The 25776-nt window shown below is 54.5% G+C and carries 26 protein-coding genes; 7 read left to right on the top strand and 19 right to left on the bottom strand.

What is annotated here, in order from left to right:
- Window positions 1-277: 277 nt before the first annotated feature.
- From ABLU80_RS09060 to ABLU80_RS09045, 4 genes are read right to left on the bottom strand one after another with little or no spacing between them, the layout of a single operon-like run.
- Window positions 278-1750 (bottom strand): MdtP family multidrug efflux transporter outer membrane subunit, encoded by a 1473-nt coding sequence (locus ABLU80_RS09060; RefSeq protein WP_032715765.1) that lies wholly within the window; start codon window positions 1748-1750, stop codon window positions 278-280.
- Window positions 1747-3678, bottom strand: a complete 1932-nt coding sequence (locus ABLU80_RS09055) for an FUSC family protein (RefSeq protein ID WP_348849909.1) — start codon at window positions 3676-3678, stop codon at window positions 1747-1749. The genes ABLU80_RS09060 and ABLU80_RS09055 overlap by 4 nt, the downstream gene beginning before the upstream one ends.
- 9 nt (window positions 3679-3687) lie before the next feature.
- Window positions 3688-4716 carry a multidrug transporter subunit MdtN gene (mdtN, locus tag ABLU80_RS09050; RefSeq protein ID WP_032706346.1) on the bottom strand — a complete coding sequence of 343 codons (1029 nt, stop codon included), beginning with the start codon at window positions 4714-4716 and terminating at the stop codon, window positions 3688-3690.
- 6 nt (window positions 4717-4722) lie between these two features.
- Window positions 4723-4995: a YtcA family lipoprotein gene (locus tag ABLU80_RS09045; RefSeq protein ID WP_015369860.1), complete on the bottom strand. Its 273-nt coding sequence runs from the start codon at window positions 4993-4995 to the stop codon at window positions 4723-4725.
- 422 nt (window positions 4996-5417) lie between these two features.
- On the opposite strand from ABLU80_RS09045, the gene yjdI reads away from it, so the two are divergent.
- On the top strand, window positions 5418-5648 hold the full coding sequence (gene yjdI / locus ABLU80_RS09040; RefSeq protein WP_020078004.1) for a 4Fe-4S mono-cluster protein YjdI: 231 nt from the start codon (window positions 5418-5420) through the stop codon (window positions 5646-5648).
- 11 nt (window positions 5649-5659) lie between these two features.
- Window positions 5660-5932 (top strand): GNAT family N-acetyltransferase, encoded by a 273-nt coding sequence (locus tag ABLU80_RS09035; RefSeq protein WP_015369862.1) that lies wholly within the window; start codon window positions 5660-5662, stop codon window positions 5930-5932.
- 36 nt (window positions 5933-5968) lie between these two features.
- On the opposite strand, the gene ABLU80_RS09030 is transcribed toward ABLU80_RS09035, so the two are convergent.
- From ABLU80_RS09030 to ABLU80_RS08975, 12 genes are all read right to left on the bottom strand, one after another.
- On the bottom strand, window positions 5969-7447 hold the full coding sequence (locus ABLU80_RS09030) for an EAL domain-containing protein (protein WP_176338757.1): 1479 nt from the start codon (window positions 7445-7447) through the stop codon (window positions 5969-5971).
- The gene (locus tag ABLU80_RS09025) at window positions 7434-8336 is read right to left on the bottom strand and encodes a fimbrial protein (RefSeq protein ID WP_015703361.1); all 903 of its coding nucleotides are present in this window, start codon (window positions 8334-8336) and stop codon (window positions 7434-7436) included. Before ABLU80_RS09025 ends, ABLU80_RS09030 begins: the two co-directional genes overlap by 14 nt.
- A gap of 17 nt (window positions 8337-8353) precedes the next feature.
- A complete protein-coding gene (locus tag ABLU80_RS09020; protein WP_015369865.1) occupies window positions 8354-8857 on the bottom strand; it encodes a fimbrial protein in 504 nt (167 codons plus the stop codon).
- A gap of 12 nt (window positions 8858-8869) precedes the next feature.
- The gene (locus ABLU80_RS09015; RefSeq protein WP_170926280.1) at window positions 8870-9397 is read right to left on the bottom strand and encodes a fimbrial protein; all 528 of its coding nucleotides are present in this window, start codon (window positions 9395-9397) and stop codon (window positions 8870-8872) included.
- Window positions 9398-9410: 13 nt separating this feature from the next.
- Window positions 9411-12044, bottom strand: a complete 2634-nt coding sequence (locus tag ABLU80_RS09010; protein ID WP_348849908.1) for a fimbrial biogenesis usher protein — start codon at window positions 12042-12044, stop codon at window positions 9411-9413.
- Window positions 12045-12125: 81 nt separating this feature from the next.
- A complete protein-coding gene (locus tag ABLU80_RS09005; protein ID WP_020078009.1) occupies window positions 12126-12812 on the bottom strand; it encodes a fimbria/pilus periplasmic chaperone in 687 nt (228 codons plus the stop codon).
- Window positions 12813-12886: 74 nt separating this feature from the next.
- Complete coding sequence (locus tag ABLU80_RS09000) at window positions 12887-13426, bottom strand: fimbrial protein (protein ID WP_020078010.1); 540 nt, start codon at window positions 13424-13426, stop codon at window positions 12887-12889.
- Between the two features lie 72 nt (window positions 13427-13498).
- Window positions 13499-14047, bottom strand: coding sequence for a type 1 fimbrial major subunit FimA (gene fimA, locus ABLU80_RS08995; RefSeq protein ID WP_015369870.1), 549 nt, complete (start codon window positions 14045-14047; stop codon window positions 13499-13501).
- Window positions 14048-14542: 495 nt separating this feature from the next.
- Window positions 14543-15139, bottom strand: a complete 597-nt coding sequence (gene fimE, locus ABLU80_RS08990; protein WP_015703357.1) for a type 1 fimbria switch DNA invertase FimE — start codon at window positions 15137-15139, stop codon at window positions 14543-14545.
- Window positions 15140-15718: 579 nt separating this feature from the next.
- Window positions 15719-16324: a tyrosine-type DNA invertase gene (locus ABLU80_RS08985; RefSeq protein ID WP_015369873.1), complete on the bottom strand. Its 606-nt coding sequence runs from the start codon at window positions 16322-16324 to the stop codon at window positions 15719-15721.
- A gap of 124 nt (window positions 16325-16448) precedes the next feature.
- A complete protein-coding gene (locus ABLU80_RS08980) occupies window positions 16449-16577 on the bottom strand; it encodes a hypothetical protein (RefSeq protein WP_015369874.1) in 129 nt (42 codons plus the stop codon).
- Window positions 16578-17158: 581 nt separating this feature from the next.
- The gene (locus ABLU80_RS08975; protein ID WP_015703356.1) at window positions 17159-17770 is read right to left on the bottom strand and encodes a LysE family translocator; all 612 of its coding nucleotides are present in this window, start codon (window positions 17768-17770) and stop codon (window positions 17159-17161) included.
- 138 nt (window positions 17771-17908) lie between these two features.
- Between ABLU80_RS08975 and ABLU80_RS08970 the strand changes: the two genes are divergently transcribed.
- Complete coding sequence (locus ABLU80_RS08970) at window positions 17909-18382, top strand: Lrp/AsnC family transcriptional regulator (protein ID WP_032706451.1); 474 nt, start codon at window positions 17909-17911, stop codon at window positions 18380-18382.
- A 33-nt stretch (window positions 18383-18415) separates the two neighbouring features.
- On the opposite strand, the gene ABLU80_RS08965 is transcribed toward ABLU80_RS08970, so the two are convergent.
- Window positions 18416-18661, bottom strand: a complete 246-nt coding sequence (locus tag ABLU80_RS08965) for a hypothetical protein (protein WP_015369878.1) — start codon at window positions 18659-18661, stop codon at window positions 18416-18418.
- A gap of 350 nt (window positions 18662-19011) precedes the next feature.
- Between ABLU80_RS08965 and ABLU80_RS08960 the strand changes: the two genes are divergently transcribed.
- The 4 genes from ABLU80_RS08960 to ABLU80_RS08945 all read left to right on the top strand — a co-directional run bounded on the left by ABLU80_RS08960 (window position 19012) and on the right by ABLU80_RS08945 (window position 23824).
- On the top strand, window positions 19012-19578 hold the full coding sequence (locus ABLU80_RS08960) for a fimbrial protein (RefSeq protein WP_047069219.1): 567 nt from the start codon (window positions 19012-19014) through the stop codon (window positions 19576-19578).
- A gap of 51 nt (window positions 19579-19629) precedes the next feature.
- Window positions 19630-20313, top strand: coding sequence for a fimbria/pilus periplasmic chaperone (locus tag ABLU80_RS08955; RefSeq protein ID WP_015369880.1), 684 nt, complete (start codon window positions 19630-19632; stop codon window positions 20311-20313).
- An 18-nt stretch (window positions 20314-20331) separates the two neighbouring features.
- On the top strand, window positions 20332-22815 hold the full coding sequence (locus tag ABLU80_RS08950; RefSeq protein WP_348849907.1) for a fimbrial biogenesis outer membrane usher protein: 2484 nt from the start codon (window positions 20332-20334) through the stop codon (window positions 22813-22815).
- 565 nt (window positions 22816-23380) lie between these two features.
- Window positions 23381-23824, top strand: a complete 444-nt coding sequence (locus ABLU80_RS08945) for a hypothetical protein (RefSeq protein WP_224787770.1) — start codon at window positions 23381-23383, stop codon at window positions 23822-23824.
- A gap of 43 nt (window positions 23825-23867) precedes the next feature.
- Here the strand turns inward: ABLU80_RS08945 and ABLU80_RS08940 are convergent, their stop codons facing one another.
- Together ABLU80_RS08940 and ABLU80_RS08935 are read right to left on the bottom strand one after the other, a co-directional pair.
- The gene (locus ABLU80_RS08940) at window positions 23868-25148 is read right to left on the bottom strand and encodes an MFS transporter (RefSeq protein WP_045359475.1); all 1281 of its coding nucleotides are present in this window, start codon (window positions 25146-25148) and stop codon (window positions 23868-23870) included.
- Between the two features lie 131 nt (window positions 25149-25279).
- The gene (locus ABLU80_RS08935) at window positions 25280-25774 is read right to left on the bottom strand and encodes a flavin reductase (RefSeq protein ID WP_049052332.1); all 495 of its coding nucleotides are present in this window, start codon (window positions 25772-25774) and stop codon (window positions 25280-25282) included.
- Window positions 25775-25776: the final 2 nt, after the last annotated feature.

The raw sequence follows: 25776 nt of genomic DNA, 5'->3' as shown, positions 1-25776 counted from the left end.
GGTAGCCCGGATAAGGCGTAAGCCGCTATCCGGGGATTTCCCTGCTCGCGCTGCGCTTAGCAGGGTTACGGTTTTGCGGAACTTACCACCGGGGCTTCATCAGAACGGTAGCCCGGATAAGGCGTAAGCCGCTATCCGGGGATTTCCCTGCTCGCGCTGCGTTTAGCAGGGTTACGGTTTTGCAGAACTTACCACCGGGGCTTCATCAGAACGGTAGCCCGGATAAGGCATAAGCCGCCATCCGGGGATTTCCCTGCTCGCGCTGCGCTTAGCAGGGCTACGGTTTTGCGGAACCCACCGCCGGGCCGCGGTAATCGCCGCCGAGGGCCTTAATCAGCGTGATATCGGTGCTAAGGCGCTGGGCCTGAATATCCAGCAATAACAGCTGCTGGGCGATGGCCGGTCGCCGCGCTTCTTGTGCGGCATAGCGGCTTAACAGGCCGCGCTGGTGATGGGCGCTGGCGCTGCGGGTGGTAGCCATCGCTGCCGTCACCTTCAGCTCCTGCAGCGCCACCTGCTGGTTGAGATCGTTAAGCTGACTGGAGCTTATCGCCACGTCCCGTACCGCATCCAGCACCGCCTGGTTGTACTGCTTAATCAGGATATTGCTCGCCGTACGTACCGACTTGAGATTGGCGTTCAGGCGGCCGCCATCGAATATCGGCAAATACAGCCCCGGCAGCAGGTTAATCTGCTGGAAGGACGACTTAAACAGATCGCCAACGCTCAGCGCGTTATATCCCCAGAAGGCTTTAATATCAAAATGCGGATAAAAGGCCGCTTTCGCCGCATCTACCTGGCTCATAGAAGCGGTCACATAACCGCGCAGGGCCTGCAGATCCGGGCGACGCGCCAGCAATTCGAAGGAGAGTGAATCCGGCAGCGTTTCCTGCAACGCCGGCAGGGCGACCGGGTGGATCTCCGGCATACTCTGCGCGTCGGCGCCAATCAGCGCCCGCAACGTTTCACGGTACTGGGTTAGCGTGCCGCGGGCGGTAATCACCTGCTGCTGCGCGCCCAGCAGTTCCGCCTGCGCATTGGCGATATCGACGCTATCCTCCACGCCGCGCTGGGTGCGGTGTTCATGCGCCTGTACCGACAGCCGCGCTATTTCTTCAAGCTGCTGCAGCAGAACGATCTTCTGGAAGGTGGCCTGCATGGCGAAGTACAGCTGCGCCACGCTGCTGGCGAGGTCCAGTTCGATACCGGCGGTTTCCGCCTGGCGAGCGTTCTTTTCGCCAATAGCCGCCGCGACGCGGGCCCGGTCGGCGCCCCATAAATCGATATTCAGCGTCGCGCCGACGCCCACGGTATTGAGCGTGTACCACGGGCCGTTTTTATCCACCGGCAGAGAATAGGAGTAGGGCCAGCTAAAGGATTTATCGGTTATACGCATCCGGTTCTGCGCCGCCACGGCGGTCGCCTGCACGCCCATTGCCGACTGTGCCAGCTCGACGGTGGATTGTGACTGTGAAATGCGTAGCCGCGCCGCCTGCATGGTCGGCGAATTTTGCAGCGCGCGGTTTACCAGCATGTTGAGCTGGGGATCGTGATACCCTTCCCACCAGCGGGCCGCCGGCCAGCCGCTATTCGCCAGGTGGATCACCTGCGCCAGCTGCGCCTGTTGCGGATTAACGATCGGCACTTCGCCAGGATCGTCCTGAATCAGCGCGCATCCTGTCAACAGGCTGATGACGAAGGCCAGCGGTGAGTAGCGCAGAAAACGTGCTGCGGCATCCATTTTTATCATGACGGTTCTGCCTGTCGCGTAAATTCAGAAGGTTTGTCTGACCAGTCCGGCAGGGTGGCCAGTAAAGCCGCCAGCGATTCGCCGAACGGATTAGCCGGATCGACAACCAGCGGCGCGACGGCTGTCGTCGGCTGCTGACGTTCAATATCATCGGCATACGCCTGTAACTGTTCGGCGCAGCGGCTTAAGAAGGGGTCTCCCGGTGCGGCATACAGCCGGTAGCCCTCGCTCAGGCGTACTATCTCCTGCGCCTGCTGCCAGGTGGCTTTGCTCGGCCAGGATTTCGCCTGCGGCCACGGATGCGCGAAAGTGCTCAGCGGCTCGGCGGCGACTCGATGCAGCAGCGTTTCGCTGGTGGTCAGCGCCTGGAACAGCGGCACCATCTGCGGCTTATCATCTTTCGTGCGCAGGAAGTCGGCTATCTGGCGATAGAGTTGCGCCAGCCGCGATTTCAGCTGTGGCGCTTCGCTATCCGGCCACAGGTAAAGATGGACGATCGATGAGACCAGTACGCCGAGCAAAATACCGATGACCCGGTCGCGCAGTTCGGTCAGGTTGGTCAGTGGGCCAAACCAGCTGAGGAATGCCAGCGAGAAGGTAAAGCCGATTTGGATCCCGGCGTAGGCAATACGCTCTGACCCGGCGGCAATCCACGCCGAGAGCGCCATTACCGGCAAAACCATCGCCAGCAGGCCGACGATGGACTCGGTCCACGGTTGTACAAAGACGATCAACAATAGCGCCAGCAACGTGGCGAGCAGCGCGCCACCGATACGCAGCCAGGTTTTTTGCATCGTCGCCCCCAGCCCCGGCTGGGCGACAATCACGCAGCTCAGCATGATGGTGTGGATCCCTTGCCAGTCCGCGGCGGTATAGAAGACGTAGCACAGCAGCGTCGCCAGCAGGGTTTTCAGGGCGAAATGCAGATAAGCGGGATTGCGCCAGGCATCCGGCAGCAGCAGCGGCGACTTCTCGGCTTCACCCTGCGGCAGGTCGATGGTTTCACCGCGCGCCAGCTTCGCCAGTACATCCGCCATCTCTTGTAAAATCAGCGTATTGGCGCCGCGATCATCAATGGCCGGCGCGGAGAATGAAAACGGCGTACCCTCGTTCATCGACGGCGCCAGCGCCTGTAGCGCGGCGGCGATCTGCTGGCGCGCCGCGGCGTGATCGTCGCCCGGTTGCAGCAGCGCCGCGAGGTGATAGCAGCGCAGGGTGGTCGCCATCAGCGCCTGCCAGCGCGACGGATCGGCGGCAATTTCCGGCGCCGCAAAACGGGCCTGCTTAAACAATCCTTGCAACTGATTAAAACGCCCGGCGATCTCTTTGAAGGTCGGCGGCGCGGCGTTCTGCGTCAGCACGTCGGCGACCTGCCGCTGCATCACCACCAGTTGGGCACGGAATTGGTAGCCGGGGAAGGCCTGGCGAAAGCAGGCGTTAACCAGGAGCGTGACCAGCATTGCGGTATTGATCGCCACCCAAAGCCACAGCAGCAGGCGCACCAGAACTTCACTTTGGCTGGTCATCGACGGGAAGGTCTGGGCATAGATCACCGCCAGCGCCACCACGAAAAACGCCAGCCCGAGTTTGCCCAGCACGCGCATCAGATACATCGCGCCAAAGAACAGGCATACCGAAGCGACCAGGCGAATCAGCGGGAAATCATAGGTCCACTTGATGATCAGCAGCACCAGCCCCAGCGCCACGCTGATGGTGACAAAAAACAGGACGCTGCCCAGCTTAATCATCAAAATGTTCGGCTGGCTGACGTAAAACACCACGATCAGCGCCACGGCGAGAAACGGGATCTGCAGGGTCATAAACAGGGTGATCAGCACTGCGCAGCTCAGCGTCAGGCGCAGGGTATAGTTGGCCCGCCCCGGCGCGTCGGCGAGCTCCCGTTGCAGAAACAACCAGAAATTATGCATGCCGGACCCTTATTTCGCCTGCAGCACGGCGCTGGCGGAGGCGCCCATGCGGAACAGTTCCGGGTCGGGATTTTTCACCGCGATTTTAACCGGGAAGCGCTGCGACACATGTACCCAGTTGATGCTCTTCTGAATTACCGGCAGCCCGCCAATGACGCTACCGCCCTCCGGCAGTACGCCTGAACCAACGGAATCGACGACGCCGTCAAAGGGGCGGCTGTGGTTGGTCATCACCGTCACGGTTGCCGGCACGCCAGGCCGAACGTTTTGCAGATCGGTTTCACGGAAGTTCGCAATCACATACCAGTGGTCGTTATCCAGCAGCGTAAAGACCGGTTTCAGGGCGGAAGCATATTGTCCGACGGTGGTTTTCAGGGCGATAACTACGCCGTTAAACGGCGCGCGAACTTCGGTGAACTCCAGGTGCAGTTCCGCCAGGGCGATTTGCGCGACGATCCCGGCGCGCTGCGCGACCATTGCATCGACGCCGGTGACCGCGGCATCAGCCTGTTTAGCCTGCAGCAGCGTAGCTTCCAGTTCGGCGCGGGCGGCTTTTTCCGCGGTGCGCGCCTGATCGAGATCTTCCTGCGCGGCGAATCCCTGCGGCACCAGCGGTTCCAGGCGGATACGGGTCGAGGTAGTCTGTTTCACCAGCGCCTTCGCCCGCTCTACCGCGGCGCTCACCGACTGAGCGTTATACTGCTGGGCTTTGATGGTGCGCTGGGTCAGCATAATCTGCGCATCAAGCGCCGCCAGCCGTGATTTAGCATCGTCCAGCATCGCCTGATAGGGGCGCGGATCGATGCGGAACAGCAGATCGCCTTTCTTCACCCGCTGGTTATCGCGGATCGGCATTTCAACGATTCGCCCGCTGACTTCCGGCACCACGTCGATGGTGTCGGCGTAGACGTAGGCGTCGTTGGTTTCCGGCGAAGTCTGCAACTGCCAGATAACCACGATCAGCGCCACAATGGCGGCGAGGACGAGAGCCAACAAGGGCCATTTTTTCCGTAAAACGCTTGGGCTGGATTGAGTCATAGGTATTTAATGTGCGAAAAGAAGAAACCACAGAATAGTGGCAAATAGAAACATTAACGCCAGGTAACTTAATACCAGCGGGGAAAAGCGCGCCTGCCAGCCTTTACGGGCAATCAGGATATGACAAGGGATCAGCAGTAATGCGCCGCCTAAAAAGCAGAAGAACCAGCCGGGGAATGCTGCGCCTAATACCGGTATGGCGGGGGATAAAGAGCAACCGGAGACCGCCAAAAGAAGTAATAACAATGCCGGGCGCGCCCGTTTTACAATTTGCTTCAAAGGAAGATACCTGAATGTTCATGCCATTGAACAATTGAGTTTATTCGTTTTTGATCAAATAAACCCTCATACACCGCCTAAATTATAGCGCTGATGGTTTGCTTAGCCGAGTTATGGTTATCCTCTGATAATAGTTTAATTTCGCGTAGGTATTAAAAAGTCGCTTTATCATTAGCGAAATAATTGAAATAGGGCGTTTCTCATTTCTCCATAGTCAGCGGCTATGCCGCGAGCTATTCTTAGAGCCTATCCCAGTAGGCGTAATTGGCGCAGCCAGTTTGAACACGGACAGCGCGCAGAAACCGGAGCGTACACGTAGTACGTGAGGATTTTGAGCACTGCCCAGGTTAAAAATGGCAAGCAAAATAGCCCTAATGAGATAGGCTCTTAGGTAAACATAATAAAAATACTGAGGCAATGTCATGGATAAAGAACTACTGGACGCGGGCTACCGGGCCTATACCGGCGAGAAGATAGATGTCTATTTCAATACCGATATCTGTCAGCACTCGGGTAACTGCGTGCGCGGCAGCGCGAAGCTGTTCAATCTGAAACGTAAACCGTGGATCATCCCCGATCAGGTGGATGTGGCGACGGTGGTCAAAGTGATCGATACCTGTCCCAGCGGCGCATTGAAGTATCGCCACAAATAAGCGAGGAAATGATGGAAATTCTGGAAGGCCATAACAAGTTCTACGTTAATGACGCCGAGGGAAACCAGGTGGCGGAAATTGTCTTTGTTCCAACCGGTGAACATCTGAGCATTATTGAGCATACCGATGTCGATCCCAGCCTGAAAGGCCAGGGCGTCGGTAAACAGCTGGTCGCGAAAGTGGTCGAAAAAATGCGCCAGGAACAGCGCAAAATCATTCCGCTGTGCCCGTTTGCCAAACACGAATTCGATAACACCCGCGAGTACGACGACATTCGCGCCTGAAATACGGCGCCAGCTGTGGCTGGCGCCGTGCTGCGATTATCCGGCCAACCGGCAGGTGGCATGATCCGGTAAAAATCGCGAAATGATCTCTCCCAGATGCTCGCGAGTGACCGGTGGTGAGAACAGATACCCCTGGAAACGATCGACTCCCAGCGCTTTTAGCTGATTAAATTTCTCCAGACTATCTACCCCCTCGGCGATGCAGCGGTTCTGCGTTAGCTGGCAGTAGTAGACCAGGCTTTTAATCAACACCAGCGCGTGCGGGTCGCGCTGAAAATCATTGACGATGCTCATATCCAGCTTGTAGCCGCTAAAACGCGCCGTGCGTACCGGGAACATCACGCTGCTGTGCGAGAAGCAGTCGTCGAGAAAGATGCGAAAGCCCTGCTGCTGAATATTACTCATATTCTCCACCGCTTTTCCTTGCTGCTGTAAATCGACGGTTTCAGCAAATTCCAGCACCAGCCGGTTGGCCCAATGTGGGTTCTGTAGCTGTTGCCAGGCGGTTTCCATCATACGGGCAAGATTATCGTGATAGGCGATGCAGGGAGGGATATTGACCGAAAAATAGAACTCGCCCTGATAGCGATTGATATTCTGCACCGCTTCCTGCAGGACAAAGGCGGTCAGTAATAGCCAGGCGTATTCGGAGTGAATATGCGGGAGAAATTCGCCCGGCGGCAGTACCACGCCATCTTTGCGCCAGCGGGATAAGATCTCGATGCCCTGCAGGCGTAAGCGCTCGTCGACAATCGGCTGAAAGACCGGAAAGATCTGCCGGCTGTGAATAGCATGGATAAACTCACGTTCGAAGGGGGTCAGCGCGGTCATGCCCTGACCTGTTACGCGTTTGCTTCGGCTGCCCGGAAATCGGCTCGCCAGATGCGGATGATACTCCACCATCTTGTTTAGTCCTGAGGTTCTTTGGTTGTAGAGCGTTTTCTGACTGACGCCGCGGATCTGCGCCTGGCTGGTGATGCTGTGGCCATACAGCAGGGCGAGGGTGGCGTTAAGTTCGATTTTGCTTAAGCCCGACGGCGGCTTGCCGCGCGCCAGCGCCTCAATGGCGGAAAGCTGTTGCAGGCCGGGGTAGCCGACCAGGCCGCCTTGCAGCAATGCCGCCAGACGGCGGCACGGTAGATCGGATGAGACCGCCTGCACGGCGACCAGCAGGCGGCGGTCGCCGACCTGGTGCAGTAAGGTTTGCCATAGCCACGGCGCCGGGCTGCGGCTTAAGAGCACCATGGGCAAAGGCCGTTTGGCCTGGTTGAGTAACCAGGCGGCTTCGCGCAGGACGAACAGTAGCCACCAGGGATCGTCGGGCAGAAAAACCACGATTTGCCGGACGTCGGCTGGCGCAGATATCGACAGCATGCTCTGCACCCGCGGCTGTAGCCACACAGGCTGGCGGCAACCGTCGTCGACCATGCGGGCTAATCCCGCCGCCGCCATGGCGCAGGGCGACAGAATGTAATCCGTCGTCGCCTGCGGGGTATCGGCTTTACTGGTAGACAAACGTCACCCCAATAATCGACTGGACGTTACCCGCCGTTACCTGGCCGCTGGTGCGCGCGTAGGTGGCGGTCAGCCCGAGATTCACCGGCGAAGTGCCAACTGTACCCAGTGAGACATTGCTGTTGGCCGGAACGGCGGTCCCGTTACGCGTCAACTGGACGCCAATACCCTGTGCCGGCGAAGCGGAAGCGGTATTGCGAAATATGGAATTGGCGCTATCGGCGGTGGTGCCCGTCAGGTAATAGGCAAGGTTTTGATTTTGCGCGCAGTGAACCGTGACGGGTACGGCCATGGAACCCGGATAGTCGGGAAGCGTAACCGTGACATCACGGGCTGACACGTCGCAACCGCCCGTTGGTACCACGACATTATTATTGGCATAAATATTCCAGGTGAAATCTCTCGGGTTTCCGTCGCTGGCCACTTTATGCATATTGAGCCGCGCGATAAGCTCGCCAGAATTAATCACGACCCCGCCCGCAGCGCCGGTTGCGGTAAGGTACATGCGCAACGGTAATCCACGATAATCTGTGTGGGTGATGATGTAGACCGACGAGTTCGAGTTCATCGGTAATGGGTAAGTATTGCCTGCCCAATAAATGCTCCCGGTAAATGCCTCCAGCGCGCCACCGAATGCTGAGCCACTGGTGAGGTTGATATAGTCAATAATGGAGCCGCCGCTGGAGTCATTTTTACAGACGATGGAAGAAGATAAATCGACAACCAGGTTTTGGCCGACGCCAATAGAGGGCGTTAAGTTGACGTAAACATTCGCCGCGCCTGAAGTCATAGTTTGCCCGGTGTCGGCAACTTTACAGGTGAATGCCGCGACGTCCAGCGACCAGCCCATCAGCAGCAGGGCGGTAAACAGAGCGATGATTTTTTTCATGAACAAACTCTCCTGACTCAGGCGTAGGTATAGGTGACGCTAATCACCGCCTGAATGGTTCCCTGGGTGGCGCCGCCGTTAACCGACAGGGCCCGAACCTGCAGCGGAAAACGCGCCGACTGCGAGCTTTCGTCGACCTGAACCGACTTTTGCGCCCCGTTATTGAGCGTGGTGCCGCTGTCGTCCTGTAGTTCGAGCTGGATATTTCCTGCGGTACCCTGATTCTTGTAATAGCCGGTGCTGTCCGCGGTGCCGCTAAAGGTGGCGACGACGCGTGACGTGCCGACCGGGCAGTTGCTTAAATCCAGCGCGGTGCTGTGCCAGGCCGAAGCGGAACCCGCCGATACCAGGCTGAAGGTATAAAGATCGCCGAGGTCGACGCTGGCGTTAGTGGTGGAGACCGTACACGGTTTGGCCACCACTTTGCCGTTCACCGTGATGGTGATGTCGGCGGCATGCAGTGGGATAATGTTTAACGCCAGCGCGCCTGCCAGAAGCCATCCTGCGTAGTGTGCTTTCATCTCAGCCTCCGGTTACTGGAATTCAAGGGTAAAGGTGGCGGTGGCGTAGACGTGACCGGCGGTCACCGGTACGCGGGTTGCCATCAGCCGGGCGTAAAAACCGAGGGTGTTGGTCTGCCCCGGCGTTAAGGTGGTCCAGGCGATCGACGAAGAGGGCGCGTTGACCGGCAGCATCGTCTGCTGGCCGTTGAGGATCTGCACCGCCATCCCCGCCGCCGCAGAGGCGCCGCCGTCGATTTTTAACAGGTCGTTATTGTCGCTATCCGGGGTGCCGTTAAAGCCGACTTTGACCGCCGTCACCGAGCTGCCGCAGGGCGACAGCACGATGCGAAACGGCACCAGCGGCGTGGTCGCGCCGACGGCGTTAAACTGCTTCGCGGCGTTGTCCATCAGATCGACGGTAAACTCTTTCGATTCGGTGGCCACCGCGCAGGCGTTGTCGCGCACGTAGCCGCTGATGGTGATGGTGCTGTCCGCCGCAAAGGCGTTGGCGCAGACCAGCGTCAGGACGGCGCCAAACAGGTTAAGTGGTTTTTTCATCATCATGCGTTCCTTAACGGCACTCTGCCGATAGCTGGCTCAGCGCCTGCCGCTGACTCTCTTCCGGCAGGCGATAGCTGGCCACGCAGCTGGCGTTCGCGCCTTCGCCCCATTTCACCTGCACGCTGCCGGCGAGCGGCATCCCGCTCAGGTAGACCTGGCCGTTATCGGCCACGATACTGCCGCTCTGATTGCTGCCCGAGGTGACCATCGCGCCAAACGGCACCGGTTTGCCGTTATAGGTCAGCGTCATCAGTAACTTGACCCCGACGTGGGCTTTGAAGTCCGCCCGCACGATAGCGCCGTGGGTAGGGACAACGCTGACCACCGCGTCATCGAGATCGACGTTATCGGCAAGGGTATTGGTATCCAGTGCCACCCGGTTTTCGCGGTATTCGGTGGCGTAAGGCAGCACCGCATAGCCGCGCCAGTCGGTACGCACCCCGGTCTGGTTTTCCACTTTGACATCACCGGCGCCGGGTGCTTTCACCAACACCACGGTGTCATTCAGCGGCTGGCTCAGGGTCACGCCGTTGGCGTGGGCCAGCACACCGCCGCTGACGCCGTAGTAGAGCTGTTTGAAACCGTCGCTGCGGCTGTAGCCGACGTTGGCGTTGCCGTAGCCGCCGCGATAGTTCAGCGCCGCATAGCCGGTGCCGCTGCTATCGCCTTCGCCGCCGCTGGCGTAGCCGGTCTGCACGCTATAGCTCAGGTTATTGTCTTCCAGCAGGGTGCCGTAAAGCCCCGCCAGATTGGTCATCCGACCATCAAGATCGTGCGACATGCTGTAGCTGGCGCTGGCGTGCCGCCATACCGATTTGCTGTCGGAACGCAGCCAGTGGCTGAACGGAATATTGACGTTGACCGCCAGCATCTGGTCGCGGCCCTGCTGCCAGGCGTTTTTGGTCAGGCTGTAGCTCAGCGTCCAGTTGATGTCGTCCACCGCCGCGTTGAGCCCGGCCTGCAGCTGCTGGTCCGCTTTGCCGGTTGACCAGTAGGTCTGATGGCTGCCGCTCAGATAGAGCGTGGCGGTACGCCCCAACTGTTGGGTGACGCTTAGCTGCACTTTGCCGCGCTTGTTGTAGGCGAGGTTGTAGTAATCGGTGAATTTCGGCTTCACCTGGATTACGCCATCCTGGGTCTCTACGTCATAACCGCTCATCCGGCGGTAGGTAGTATCGGCAAAGCTGTAATAACCTTTAGTAGAGTAGCGATAGCCCACCAGTTGGATATTGGTGCCGACATCGCTCAGCGACTTGTTATAGAGGAAGCGAATTGACTGCCCCTGATGATCGCTGTCGTCGGGTAGGGTGGCATTGGCCTGGGTTACATCCAGCGACACGGCGCCGAAATCGCCCATATTTTTCCCCACGCCGAGATTAAAGGCGCGGTAGCGGTCGGCGAGCTGCGTACCGCCATATAGCGTCCAGCCCGCAGGCAGACCGTGTAACACGGTACTCTGAAAGAACTTCGGCTCTTCTTGCTGATCGTTGCCGCTGCGATATTCGCCAGCGGTCAGCGCGTACCGGGTGTGCCCTTCGCGCTGCAGTACCGGCACAGTTGACCACGGCACGCTGAAGACCTGGCTGGTGCCGTCGTTTTCTTTAATCGTCACCTGCAGATCGCCGCCGTTGCCTGCGGCATAGAGATCGTTAATGGTGAACGGGCCCGGCGGGACCGTGCTCTGGTAAATCTCATAGCCGTTTTGTTTGATCGACACCTGCGCGGTGCCGCGGGCGATGCCGTGGATCACCGGCGCAAAGCCCTTCTGGCTATCCGGTAGCATGTTGTCATCGCTCGCCAGCTGGGCGCCGCGGAAGTTTATGCCGTCGAAAATATCGCCGTTGGTGTAGCTATCGCCGAGGGTCAGGCGCGAGCGTAGCGGTGTGATGTCGCGCTCAAGCCAGGTGTTGACGTGTTGCCATTTGTTCTCATTGCTGGAACTGCTGCCGCCGCTGCTGTAGCTCCAGGTGGTGTTATCACGCAGCCGCCAGGCACCGAGATTGAGGCCGCTTTGCAGGTTTAAATAAGCGTAGTTGCTGCTGCCGCCGGTATCGTTATGGACGTTGTTACCGGTGAAGTTGTAGTTCAGCAGCCCAGCGTTGATGCCGTCATCCCACATTTCTGGCGGAATATAGCCGCGCGCGCGGTTGCTCATAAAAGCCTGCGGCACGGTGAGGTACAGGCGCTGCTGGCCGACATCGAAGCGCGTCGTGGCATCAGTGATAAGTTCGGTCAGCGGCACGCAGGCGTCGGCGGCGAGGGCACTCATCCCGTTCACCGCCGCGGTATTGACCCCCATGCCCGCCAGTTGGCTGCGGGTCAGGCACGGGCTTAACCCATGGCCTTTTTCGCCGCGGTTAAAAGTGACATCGCGAGTGGTCATAAAGCCGTCGTTAAGGTAAATATCGACGCGGTAGGTGCCGGGCGGCACCTCTTGCCCGTTTTCGAAACCGGAAAGATCGGCCACCGCCGCAGGGTCGTCAGCTAAAAAACGCGGGTTAAAATAGAGTTCAGCCTGCGCGTAGCCCGCCTGCAGGACAAAACAGAGCGCCACGGGGAGTTTCGCCATGGCCAAAATAGCGCGTGGGCGGAGCCTCGCGCTGCGGGAACCAAAACGGTCCTGTCCATATTTGAGATGTGACATAGTCCCTCCGGTCTCAATTCGCCCGGCTGTCAGTTCTTATTGTTATGCGCGGTTTGGCCCGCCCGGCGGGCCAAACCTGTATTAACGCAGCACGCCAGTCATTTTTGGGGTCAGCGCGCCGTAATCATTAATCGTGCGATAAGTAATGTTGCTACCGGCATCCGGCGGCAGCTTGACGGAGGTTTTACCCATTGGCGGCACCAGCGCGTTTTCCAGCACCCGGGTGCCGGCGTTAAGTTCGGTGACAGTCAGGTAATAAGGGGTAGGGTTAGTCAACGTTAACGACGAACCGCTGCGGCTAAAGCTCAGTTTTTCCGCCGCCTGATCCGGCGGTAGCGCCAGCTTCGCCGGGCGGTAATAGAGCTTGATGCGGCTGATAATCGCCAACTGCAGGGTGTTGTCGCTCAGTTTGGATTTATCCATCGACGGGATGGCTTTCACGTTAATCCAGAACAGGCTTTCGCGATCCTGCGGCAGTTGTTTATTGGTGGCGTCAATGATGCGCAGGGTATTCTCTTTTTTGCCCTGCATGGCGAACAGCGGCGGCGTAATCACGAAGCGGCCATCTTTGCCGCCGTCGGCGTTTTCCACCCACGACTGAATCAGATAGGTGCTGCTGTCATCATTATTGGTCACCCCTAACTGCACCTGTTTTTGCCCGGCCGGATAGATAACCCGCGTGGCGCCGAGCGCAACGCCGGCCTGAGCCCAGGCGGAATAACCGCTTGCGACTATCATCAATAATCCCGCCAGTAGTCCGCGCGTCATCCCCAGTCTCTTTTTCACGTTTACCCCTTTTGTACTCACCGTTGTTTCCTGTTTCCGGCATATTTGCTGGTTAATTACTGATAGGTCAGAGAGAACCAAACTTGCGCGTTTGCCGCTCCCCCGGTGACCTGATTGCCGGTCGCCCGATATTTGGCTACAAAATGCAGCGTGGTGGGGCCGGTATACAGCCGCCGCCAGGCGCCCGGCGGGCTATTCAGCGGAATCAATTGATCTTCGTTATCAAATAACGCGATGCCGACGCCGGTGGCGATACCCGGTCCTTCGCCAACCGAGAGCACATCCGGATTTTTGCCGTCGGCCACGCCGCGAAAAGACACGCCGACATGCTGGCTGACTGCGGTGCTGCAATCCTGAAGGTGAATATCGAATGGCACCGGGTTGGTATCTTCCCCGGCTGAATGAAAGCGATTACTGCTGATCTGCCCCATATTGACGGTCATCTGCTGGTCGCCGGCTTCAACACGGCAGGACTCAGCGATGATGACGCCTTGAAAACGCATGTTTCCCCCAGCCACCGTGACGTTCCAGTGGTTGCCGGCCAGCGCCAGCGGCGGAAACAGAAACATCAGCAGACCTGTCTTCACTCCTTGCATCGTTATCACCCCAATCCCGTAGTGGATAACGGGCCATCCTGGCCCGGAATGCTTCCCTGTCTGATGTTTGAATTACTCGTATTGCACTTTGAAGGTGGCGTCTGCGTTAGCAGTACCGGCAGTAGCCGCGCCAGTGGCGTAGTAACGCGCCTGGAAAGGAATGATGTTGGTGCCGTCGTTCAGCGTGGTGGCCGCGCTGAAGGTAGCGCCATCCAGGCCCAGCGGAGTGCCGGTTTTGTCGAGGATCTGTACGCCGACGTTGGTCGCGCCGCCAGCAGCGGAGCTCTGCAGAGCCAGAACGCTGGTGTTGGTGCTGTCAACCGCGGTACCAGAGAAAGCGACAGAGGCTTTGGTGGCGACAGAGGTATCACAGTCGTCTAACTGAATGTTGAAACCTACAGCGGAGCTGGTGCTGCCCGCGGTAGCCAGTTTTGCCGAACGAACCTGGCCTAACTGAACGGTCTGGTCGATAGAACCGGCATCGACTGCACAGGCTGCGTTGACGATTTCTCCTTTAAAATGCACTGTTCCGCCATTTACCGTGGTGGTATCGGCCAGGGCCGCCGCGGAGCTCAGGGACAGAGCTGACAGGACAACGATTGCCAGTGTTTTGATTTTCATGCTGTTTTCCTTTAAACAAAATCGATATTACGAACCAAAAATGGCAGTCGTCTTGCCTTCCAGGCATTCCATAAATCAGCCGAATGGTGCGACTGCCGGTTCTGCACAGTTTTTGCCCCTACTGATGAGTCAATTGGGGCCATTTTGACTCATCAGGATTTATGGCTTTTATTTTGTTAAGGTTGGTTGTATTTTGGATTTATATACTTCTAATGGTTTGTTTTATGGATTTAAAAGCTATGACTTTGCCGTGAATGGAAAAACGGCGTACTTGGCTTCGATAGCGAAAAGCGGGCGAATGCGAGATAGTCTGACGAGGATAAGTAAAGAAAGGTCGTTGGAGAATTCAATGTAAATCAATTAGATATAATTTTTTTTGATGAAATATGCAGTTGTCAGTTGCAAAAGATTACAAAACATTTTTATGATATAGACAGTTTGGCCCCAATTGACTTGTTCGATATTAAAAATTTTCCTTTTTATCAATCGGTTATCCTATTTCTTCCGCGCTTGTAAATTTTCCTCTAACAGATTGTTTCTTTCCCAAATCCCGGCAAAACGCGCTGCATTACTGGCGGTATAACGGACAGTATGACGAATATTACGATGTCCGAGATAATCTTGTATCAAACGGGTATCAGCTCCTCTTTCCGCCAGTTCATAGCCGCAGGCATGACGCAGCATATGCGGATGCGTATGCGTCACGGTTCCCGCTTCTTCCCCGGCGGCGCGGATAATGCGATAGGCCTGTTGTCGTGAAAGCGGGGTGCCGCGGCGCGAGATAAATAGAGCGTCGCTTTTGCCTGCTGCCTTCCAGCCGGCCCGTTGCTGTGTCCAGCGTTCTATCGCTTCGCGTTCATCAAAACGCAGCGGATGTACGGTAGAGAAACCGTTCTTTAAGCGGCGAACATTGATGCGTCCTTCGTTAAGGTCGAGATCGCGATAGTGCAGATCGAGTAATTCGCTGATACGCATCCCGTGGCGAAACGCCAGCAGGATCAGACAGTAATCCCGTTCGCCGGTTGGGCCGTGCTGGGCCGCCTGCATCATTGCCTGAACTTCTTTGGCGGTGAGAAAACGACGTCGGTTCACAATTTTGAGCTCCTGAATTTAAGTTTACTCGCAAGGAACAGCCTGAGAAAAAATCTCAGGATGCATAAAAAATAATCTGAATGGAAAGCCCGTATTATTTGAGAGGGATAAAGACCAACAGGTATCACATTACATTTACACAAACATAAATTACCGCTACGCGATAATTCTTATTTTTATCTATTTTATTCTTTACCACAATAGAGCTGTGCCAGGTCGCGGGCAGGTGCATAAAATAGCAAGGAAAAAAGTTAATGCCAGCTATTTATTGAACGGAAAACATGTGCTGAAAGGATTAATTTAACAATAAATAACGAACTAATATCCTGATGAATTACAGGTGCATAGGAACGTTTTTTTTCATGTTCTAAATAAGAACTTTTAAGAACAATAAACATATTTAACGTATGGTTAATTTTTATTAATGTTTCGCAAGAAAAAATCTATATATGAGGAAAGCTGCAATTTATCGCAGCCTAAACAGAGCAAATTTGCAACAGTCTTGCCGGGGATGGCGGGCAGGGGCTGGCAGTAAGAGGGGAACCGACAACGAAACGCCATCCGTGGCGTAAGGCTACCTTACTGGAAAAGCGAGATTCTTTGCTTCTCGCGGGAATTATCCCAGATACCATAAAAGCGCCCGGCGTTACTGGCCGTGTACCAGACGGTATGGCGAATGTTGCGGTGGCCGAGATAATCCTGGATAAGTCGCGTATCAATGCCCATATTAGCCAGCGCAAAGCCGCAGGAGTGGCGTAACATGTGCGGGTGAATTTCCAGCGGTAATCCTGCCTGATCGCCGGAGGCGGAAATGATCTGGTAAAACTGTTGGCGCGACAGAGGATTACCCTTACGCGATAAAAATAACCACTCGCTGGTGGATTGTGGATATTCATCACGAATATCCAGCCAGCGCTTTAGCGCCTGGATCTCTTTATTCAGCAATGGATGAGTGGTTGAGAAACCTTTTTTTAATCGATGGATGTAAATACATTTTGAACGCAAGTCAATATCTGAAATTCGCAGGCGACAAATTTCGCTGGCACGAAAGCCATGAATAAAACAAAGTAATGTCAGGCAATAATTACGAGCTGCATGAGGTCCGCTATTGGCAGCATTGAGTAATGACTCGATTTCATTCTGAGTCAGGAAGTTCCTTTTTTTAATGTCACTATTATTCTTCATTATGTTCCCTTTCTTTTGCAGGCGTACATTACTATCCCATAGGCTCTGGCTGGCCTATTACAGGATCCGAAGATAGGTTGCGCATTTTATGAATAAGCATGATGCGGATCGCTTTTACTATCCCTCAAGTAACAAGGACTTTATCGCGGCAAAGCTGCGCGAAATCCTGTGGATATAATGAAGTGGCTTCATCGCCCGCAAGCTGTACGCAGGCGAATTCCTGATGCGAAGCGCTCAGGCATTTGATGTACATCGGTTTTCCTGGAGGTTTACACGTCCTGTTCATCCTTTCTCCTCTTGAGTATGCGCGCTTACAGCAAGGTCATAGACTACCGGCTGATAAACTGAGTCCTGGCTGGATAACGCTGCAAACCGTTATCCATGAGGATAATTGCCTCAATAAACAGGTTGGCGTTGCGTAAATGTTTTGCCATACAAAATAGCGTAAGACACCTGATAGCATTCACCGCAACACTACAACAGCGATTAAACCATACTGCAAAAATCGTAGAGAGAATAGCGTTAATAAATGTGCAGACGTTTCAAAGAGAGATTTTACTTATTATCGAGCAGTCGGAATTTTCCGCTCGCGTAATCAGTTAATGAGAGACTTAATCGGAGTTTTTAGGAAGCTTTAAGAAGTTATTGCGAAGCGCAATTTCTGCTGTAACCGCTTATGATTTATAGGAAATTTATCTCTGTTTGTATCAGAAAATAACTGCCCGGGCTTGTCAGGCTCAACAACGTAATAGTGACCAGAGAGCCCGGATTATATTTGTTGATGAAGCCGTATGGCGCTAATCAACTTCCCCAGTAAGCGCCACGGCTTACGAATTATCTTAACTGCTGGTAAAACAGGATAATCGCAATGGCAATCATGATAAGCCCTGAAACCATGCTCACTCCTTTCGCCGCCTGTGGGCGGGCCGCCAGTACCGCCCGCGACCCATAGCCGACCAACAGATAAATTAGCGTACAGGTCATCAGGTGCATCGCACCCAGCGCCGACATCTGCAGCGCCAGCGGCCAACTGCCGTGCGGATCGGTAAACTGCGGCAGCAGGGCGAGGAACAACAGAAAGACTTTTGGATTAAGGCCGCTAATGCATAGTCCCTTCACCGCCCACGCATTCCAGCTGCCAGCCGATTGTTGCGCCGCGCCCGGCGCCGCCGGATGGCGTAATATCATGACCCCGAGCCACAATAAATAGGCCGCGCCCGCCAGGGTGATCGCCGATAGCGCCAGTGGATGACCGGCGATTAACACCCCGACGCCGGCGACGACGATAATCGTTGCCAGCAGATGTCCTGACATCAGCCCCATCACCGCCGGAACGACGCGACGGCCGTTGATACCGGCGCTGATGGCATAGGCCCAGTCAGCACCGGGGGTAATAATCAACAGGAACGAGACTATCCAGAAGCTGGCGATCAGGCTTATTTCCATCAGCAACGCTCCACAACGATATTAGACATCACACACTCGCAAAATTAGGTTATCGTGTGATAAAGAATATCGACATAGAAGCGAAATGAGCTTTCAATGTTATGTCATAATCCGGCGATAAAAGAGAAAATCTTCCAAATGGATAGCATAGATCGAAAAATTCTTGCTGAGCTGCAGGCCGATGGTCGTCTGTCGATAACTGAACTGGCGGAGCGGGTGAATTTGAGCCTCTCTCCCTGCCACCGGCGACTACGAGCGCTGGAGCAAGAGGGGGTGATCACCGGCTATCGCGCCAATCTCGACCCGGGAAAAATGGGGTTCAATTTTCTGGCTATCGTTTTCGCCACGTTAAAAGAGGGCGATAAAAAAGCGGTCAGCGCTTTTGAGGAGGCGGTGGCGGAGATCCCGCAGGTTGTGCTGGCGCAACGATTGTTTGGCGATCCGGACTATCTGATGCACGTCGTCACCCGGGATCTTCCTGCGTTTCAGAAACTCTATGATGACAAACTGTCGGCGATGCCCGGCGTGCAGCATTTACGCTCGACGCTGGTGATGAAAACCGTGGTGCAGGATCGCCCTTTCCCCCTGGAGACGTTAAACGCTTCCCGCTAATGCCCTGCTGCCAGGGCATTGTAGAATGGCGAATTACCACTTTTCATCACGCGCGTCGCGGCGGCCTTCGCGCCGATTTTCTCGCTTATCTTCGCGACAGCGCATATTGCTCTTGTCATCATTTCTCACGCATTCACGTTTTTCTTCACGTCCACTCTGGCGCGCATCCTGACGGATATCGCGAGCATCCTGGCGTTTTTCCGCGCGGTAGGTGGCGTGCGCGGTGAGGGTCGGCAGCAACAGGGCGGCGGTAAGCAGAGGCAGGATTATTTTTTTCATTGTCGAAACCTTAAATATAAAAATAAATCACGGAAGGTTATAATTGTGGTTCGTAATCTTATGTAAATCGATACAAAATGTGCTGAACTCTCTTTTTTTTAGTTTATTATTAAACAAGCCCGGCAAGTTCTCATTTTATTATTCTCGTTGCTACGTATTTTAGCTTATTACGCTAAAGAGATTACGAATATAGCATCAGGGCTCAGTCGCTTTAAGTATTTGCCTTGATTTTTATCAACGATCCTTATTCATCCGGTTGTGGCGGATATTTGGCCGTGCGATGCTCGCGGCATGAGATTTTTCTCAGTCTCCGCGAAGTTAAATGGAATTGTTAATAAAAGGAATATTATATGAAACGTTCAATTATTGCTGCTGCAGTATTTTCAACCGTGCTGATGAGTATTAATGCTTTTGCCGCGGCGCCAAGTGAAGAGCAGGGCGAGTTAGTTATTATTGGTAATGTTATTAATTCTTCCTGTCGTTTTGAAACCGATTATAGCAGTACGATTCAACTGGCTGATGTTGACGCTACCCGTTTTGCCGGCATGTCAGCCGGTGAAGTCTTATCCGGCAATTTCGCTACCAGTAGCGATCCATTAACTATCGTTTGCCCGGAAGGCACGGTATTGAAATCGATTGATATTAGCGGCGGGACCTATACTACCGGCGGCGTACTTAATCCTATCGCAACTACAACGTCTGCTAATGGTGTCGGTTTTAAATTAAGACTCGGCTCCGCGGATATTAATGAAAATACCATATATGACGTCAATAATTTGCCGGGTGCGGTGACTTCTTTGGGCAATGGCGTTTATCAAATGAACTTTTCGGCGCAATACGCCCGAATTAATGCCGCCACACCGGTAACCGCCGGTGAAGTCCGCTCGGTGTTAACGATTGCCGTCTCTGCGGAGTAAGGAACTGTGCCGGCGCTTCGCCGGCTATTATTGTGCTAAGGGTGTGGTGCTATGAAACGGATTTTATTAGCAGGTTTATTTATCGCTATGCAGCCCGCGCATGCCGGAGTGGTGATTTTCGGTACCCGGGTGGTTTATCCGGCTGAGAAACAAGAAGTGGTCGTACAGTTGATGAATCATGGCGCCCGCTCTTCACTGGTGCAGTCGTGGATTGACGATGGCAATACTTCATTGCCGCCGGAAAAAATCAACGTGCCTTTCCTGCTGTCGCCGCCGGTGGCGCGCATAACGGGTAACTCCGGTCAGCAGCTGCGAATTAAAAAGTTAGCCAACAAACTTCCGGCGAACAAAGAGTCGCTGTTTTATCTCAACGTACTCGATATTCCTCCGAATACACCAGGAAGTGAGGGGGCGAATACGCTGCGGTTTGCCATGCAAAACCGCATTAAGCTTTTTTATCGCCCTAAAGGTATCGCGGCGGTAAATAAAGATACGTTTAAAAGTATTTCGTTGTCTTCGCGCAAAAACGCTCTGCATATTGCCAATGGTTCGGCAAATTGGTTGACGATTACTGAAATTAAACTCAGTAACGTTAAAGTCAATGAGCGCAGCGTTATGCTTGCGCCGTTATCCAGTCAGGATGTCTTTTTAAAAAATAATCTCGCCCGCCAGTATTCGCTAACGATGATTGATGATAATGGAAACTTTATTAGCGACAGGCTCAATGTAAAATAATAAATAATGGAGTTGGCCATGTTAAGGATGACGCCGCTTTCCTCAATGATATTGTTGGTTTTATTATCCGGTCAGCTGCAGGCCGCTGAAGAGACTTTTGATACCAATTTCATGATCGGCGGAATGAAAGGTGAAAAATCATCAAGCTTTCACTTTGCGGGTAATCAACCACTGCCCGGTGAATATGAATTAGATATTTACGTCAATAAACAATGGCGTGGTAAATATCCAATCGTAGTCGCCAGTAATCCGGATGATACCTGCCTGTCATCGGCATTATTACATCAGTTGGGAATCAAAGCGGATAGCGCGCCGTTGGCAAAAGATAACCAGTGCATGACGCTTAAATCCGCGGTGCGGAGCGGCAGTTATACGTTTAATATCAATATTTTTCAGCTTGATTTAGAAATTCCTCAGGCCTACGTTCTGGATCTTGAGCGCGGCTACGTCGCGCCGGAAAGTTGGGACCGCGGCGTTAACGCGCTCTATACCTCTTATTATCTGAGCCAGTATTACAGCGACTATAAAGACAGTGGCAATAACAAAAGCACTTACGCCCGCTTCAACAGCGGGCTGAACCTGTTGAGCTGGCAGTTGCACTCTGATGCCACCTACAGTAAAGCCGATAGCGGTGGCGGCGACTGGAAAAGCAACACCCTGTATCTGGAGCGCAGCTTTGCGCCAATTTTAGGCACCTTGCGCGCGGGCGACATGTATACCTCAGCGGATATTTTCGATGCGGTACGCTTTCGCGGCGTTCGTCTGTTCCGCGACATGCAAATGTTGCCAAACTCAAAACAGAACTTTACGCCAATCGTGCAGGGGATTGCCCAGAGCAACGCGCTGGTAACTATCGAGCAGAACGGCTTCACCGTCTATCAGAAAGAGGTGCCGCCGGGGCCTTTTGCGATTGCCGATTTACAACTCGCCGGCGGCGGGGCGGATCTCGATGTCACTATCCGGGAAGCCGACGGCTCGGTAACCACCTACCTGGTGCCTTATTCCTCGGTACCCAATATGTTACAGCCGGGGGTGTCTAAATATGACATTGCCGCCGGGCGCAGCCATATTGAAGGCGCCAGCAATCAGGAAGATTTTATGCAGGCCAGCTATCAATATGGCCTGAACAATCTGCTGACCCTGTATGGCGGTACCATGCTCGGTACCGACTATCAGGCTTTTACTATGGGAACCGGGTGGAATACCCATCTCGGCGCGGTGTCCGTTGACGGTACCTGGGCGCGCAGCGATCAGGATAACGGTACTTTTGAAGGGCAAAGTTATCAGATTGCCTACAACAAATACCTCACCCAGACTAAAACGCGCTTCGGTATGGCGGCTTATCGCTATTCAACCAGCGACTATCGCACCTTTAACGATCATGTCTGGGCGAAGAACCGTAATAGTTATCACCATGATGATAATGACGTTTACAACATTGATGATTATTACCGTTATGATTTTGGCCGTAAAAATAGCTTATCCGCCAATATTAGCCAGTCGTTGCCGGAAGGATTAGGGTCTTTCTCACTGAGCGCTTTATGGCGTGATTACTGGGGAAAAAGCGGCAGTAATAAAGATTATCAACTGAGTTACACCAATAACTGGCAGCGGGTTTCCTGGACCATTTCGGCCAGCCAGACCTATGACGAGGATCATCATGAAGATAAGCGCTTTAACCTCTTCATTTCGATTCCGCTGATCTGGGGAGAGAGCGATAGCGTGCTGGCGCGTCGCCTGACGCTGTCGAATTCGACGACCTTCGATAACGACGGTTTTGCCTCCAATAATACCGGCATCAGCGGTACGGGCGGCCAGCGCGACCAGTTTGACTATGGCGTGAACCTAAGCCGGCAGCAGCAAAACCATGAAACCACCGCCGGCGGCAACCTTACCTGGAACGCGCCGCTGGCGACGCTGAGCGGCAGCTACAGCCAGTCGTCAAAATATACCCAGGCCAGCGGCAGCCTGTCTGGCGGGGTGGTGGCCTGGTCTGGCGGCATCAATTTCGCTAACCAGCTATCGGAAACCTTCGCCATTATTCAGGCGCCGGGCCTGGAAAATGCTTACGTCAATGGTCAGAAATATCGCACCACCAACGCGCAGGGAACGGTCATTTTCGACCATGTCTTGCCCTATCGCGAAAGTTCGTTGCTGCTGAATACCGCCAATACGCAGAGCAAAACCGAGTTGATTGGCAACCGGAAAGCGGTGGCTCCGTACCGCGGCGCGGTGGTGCTGGCGCGTTTCGATACCGACCAGCGTCAACCCTGGCTTATTCACGCCGAACGCCCGGACGGTACGCCGCTGAAATTTGGCTATGAAATTGAAGATAACGACGGACAGAATGTCGGCGTCGTCGGCCAGGGCAGCATGCTGTATATCCGCACCGATAACGTTCCGCCGTCGATTACCATCGCGGTCGATAAGCAGCAGGGCCATTACTGCACCATTACATTTAAACATACCATTGATGAAGGTAAGACCTATGTCTGCCGCTAAAAGGACGATTTTCATGAAATGGATAATTTTGCTGGTATTAAGCTTATGCTCTTTTTTAGCGCGGGCGGGGAACTGCGAATTAACGCCGAGCATCCCTCCGGCGTCGATTGAGGCTAGCGGCAACTACACTTTTAAACCGCTGGCCGCCAACGGGGAGCTCAATTTACGTGATAGTTCACTTCAGGCTAACGCATTCAGCTTTCGCTGCCCCAGTAACTCAAATATTACGGTCTCGGTCAGTCTGCAATCGCCACCACAAACCTCCTACTATGTTGAGGTAGGCAGTAAGATCTATGAGATTAATTTCTCCTTCGACCAGACAAAAATGGAATCGTTGGGAAACGGAAAAATTGTTGAAAACCAAGTATATAATTTGGCAGATATGTTTAATAGTTTGGTCGGCATACGCTATGAGATTAAAGAAGGTAGCGCTAACGGGCAGCGTGTTACTCCCGGAGTACCTTTCCAGATGCGTTACGGTATAGTTTTGAAATATTGTAAGAATAATGAATGTCATAACGTTAACATCAATTACACCTTTAACGTCACCCTGCAGGTAAATATCATGACCTGTGGTTTTAACGTCCCGAACCGCTTCATTAATATGGGCGATTACAGCTACTTCGATATTAAAGAAGACAAAGCGCAATATCGCCTGGAACGCGTTGATATCGACTGTAGCCGGGACGAGTCGGCGGTATTCGAACTGACGCCGGGTAAAATTGATTACTACTTTGTCGCCGCCTCCGGCTTTGCCGGCACCAGCAAAATATTGAAGAATGACGATCAGGATGCCGCCACCGGCGCCGGCGAAGTCGGTTTTCATCTGCTCGATAGTCAGGGCGGGGAACTCCAGTACGGTAGCGGTTTCCTCTACCACTCCAGTGAGGATGCCCGACATGGCGATAGCAACCCGATCTATCTGCAAATCAAGCCGATGAAATATGGCGAGAATATCCGCGGCGGCACGATTAAAAGCCGGGTTATTATCGTCATCAACAATAACTAGCCGTCCGCGCCGCGCGCCTTCCTTTACGCGCGGCATGCCTGGGTTAGGTGGTCGCGACCGCTTCAGGTCGCGGCTGCGGCTGGCGAATACTTATCAGCGCCACCAGCGCCAGTAGCGCAAAGGCCAGCAGCATCAGCGCAATGGGGATATAGCTATCCCACATCATTAAAAAGGCTACCGCCAGCATCGGGCTAATACCACCGGAAATCACCGCCCCAATCTCATGCCCCAGCGCCAGCCCGGTGTAGCGTACCTCCACCGGAAACAAATCCACCATCAGACACGGCTGCGCGGCAATCATCGCGCCATGGCACAATGGCAATGCCAACAGCATGGCGAGCAGCATCGCCGGGAAGGTGTGCATATTCAGCAGCCAGAAGAAGGGGAAGGCGACCAGCGCCATGCCTATCACGCCGATGTAGTAAAGCCGCTTACGACCAATGCGATCGGAAAGCCATCCCCAGCCGAGAATCGTGGCGATCTCCACCGTCATGGCGATGGTAACCGCCGCGATCAGGTCGCGGGTGTCGATGCCGATATGTTTGCAATAGACCACTGAAAACGTGAAGAAGATATACACCGCGCCGTTTTCCGCCAGCCGCAGGCCGATAGCCTGTAATATCGCTCGTGGATGATTTTTGAAGGCGCTGAGCACCGGTAAATGATGGGCCTCATTTTTGCTGTCGTTTTCTGCTTTGCGCGCCACGAATTCCGCGTTTTCCTGGATGTTACGGCGAATATAGACGCCCACCAGAAAGATAAACAGGCTGAGCAAAAACGGAATACGCCACGCCCACGACATCACCTCTTCCTGCGGCAGCAGCTGCACCAGATAGAATGCCAGCGAAGAAAGAACAAACCCGCCGCAGACCCCCACCTGGCTCCAGGCGGTGTAGTACCCTTTCTGGCTTTCCGGCGCGTTTTCGCTCAGCATCAACACCCCGCCGCCCCATTCGCCGCCGGAAGCCACGCCCTGCACAAAGCGCAGCGTAATCAAGGCGATTGGCGCCAATACGCCGATATGGGCGTAGGTTGGCAGCAGACCAATTAAGAACGTACTGGCGCCCATCAGCGTCAGGGTGATGATAAGCGTCATTTTGCGACTGTAGCGATCGCCGAGATGGCCGAATATCACGCCGCCGAGGGGGCGGGCGATAAAGCCGATAGCGAAGCCGGAAAAGGCTAAAAATGAACCGAGCAGCGGGTCATTCGTGGCCGGGAAAAACAGCGGCCCGAAGACCAGCGCCGCCGCGGTGCCATACAGGAAAAAATCGTACCATTCCAGCGAGTTGCCGAGAAAAGACCCGATGATTAATTTGCGCATAGGTTGCGCCGGGGGGACCGTTGTACCGCTCACAGCTCCAGACATAAGGTTAACTCCAGTGCAGGTGAATCAGGCGGCGCCTGCTGGCGCCGGGCGATGGGTCGGCAGGGTTTTTATGGTTATGATGAAACTTAACGGCACGACGCCATGCTAAGGGTATGGAACTGGCGATTAAACCAGACCAGCCCGTCGCTGGGGTTGCCGAAGCGGATCTGTTTGACCTCGCAATAAAATACGCTGTGGCTGCCCACTTCATGGCTGTCGGCAATGATGCAGTCGCAGTTCGCCACGGCGGAAGCCAGCGCCGGCGAACCGGTCTCCAGCGCCAGCCATTCGTCGTGCAGGAAGCGTTCTTCAGAGCGGATTTGGCCGTTGGCGAAAATCCCGGACAATTGCTGATGCTGTCCGGAGAGCACGTTAACGCACAGCACGCCGTTGTGCTGGAATTTGCCGTGTGCGAAGGACGAGCGGTTCATGCATACCAGCAGCGTCGGCGGCGAATCCGTCACGCTACACACCGCCGAGGCGGTAAAGCCGAAGCGGCCCGCCGGGCCATCGGTGGTAATGATGGTGATCGCGCTGCCCAGTTGCGCCATGGCATTACGAAAATCAGATGTCAGGTTCATAG

Source organism: Klebsiella sp. CN_Kp104 (genome assembly GCF_040064515.1).
In the GTDB taxonomy this organism is placed as follows: Bacteria; Pseudomonadota; Gammaproteobacteria; order Enterobacterales; family Enterobacteriaceae; genus Klebsiella; species Klebsiella aerogenes.
Note: the sequence above shows the minus strand (reverse complement) of the source record. Positions and strands in the feature narration are given on the sequence as shown.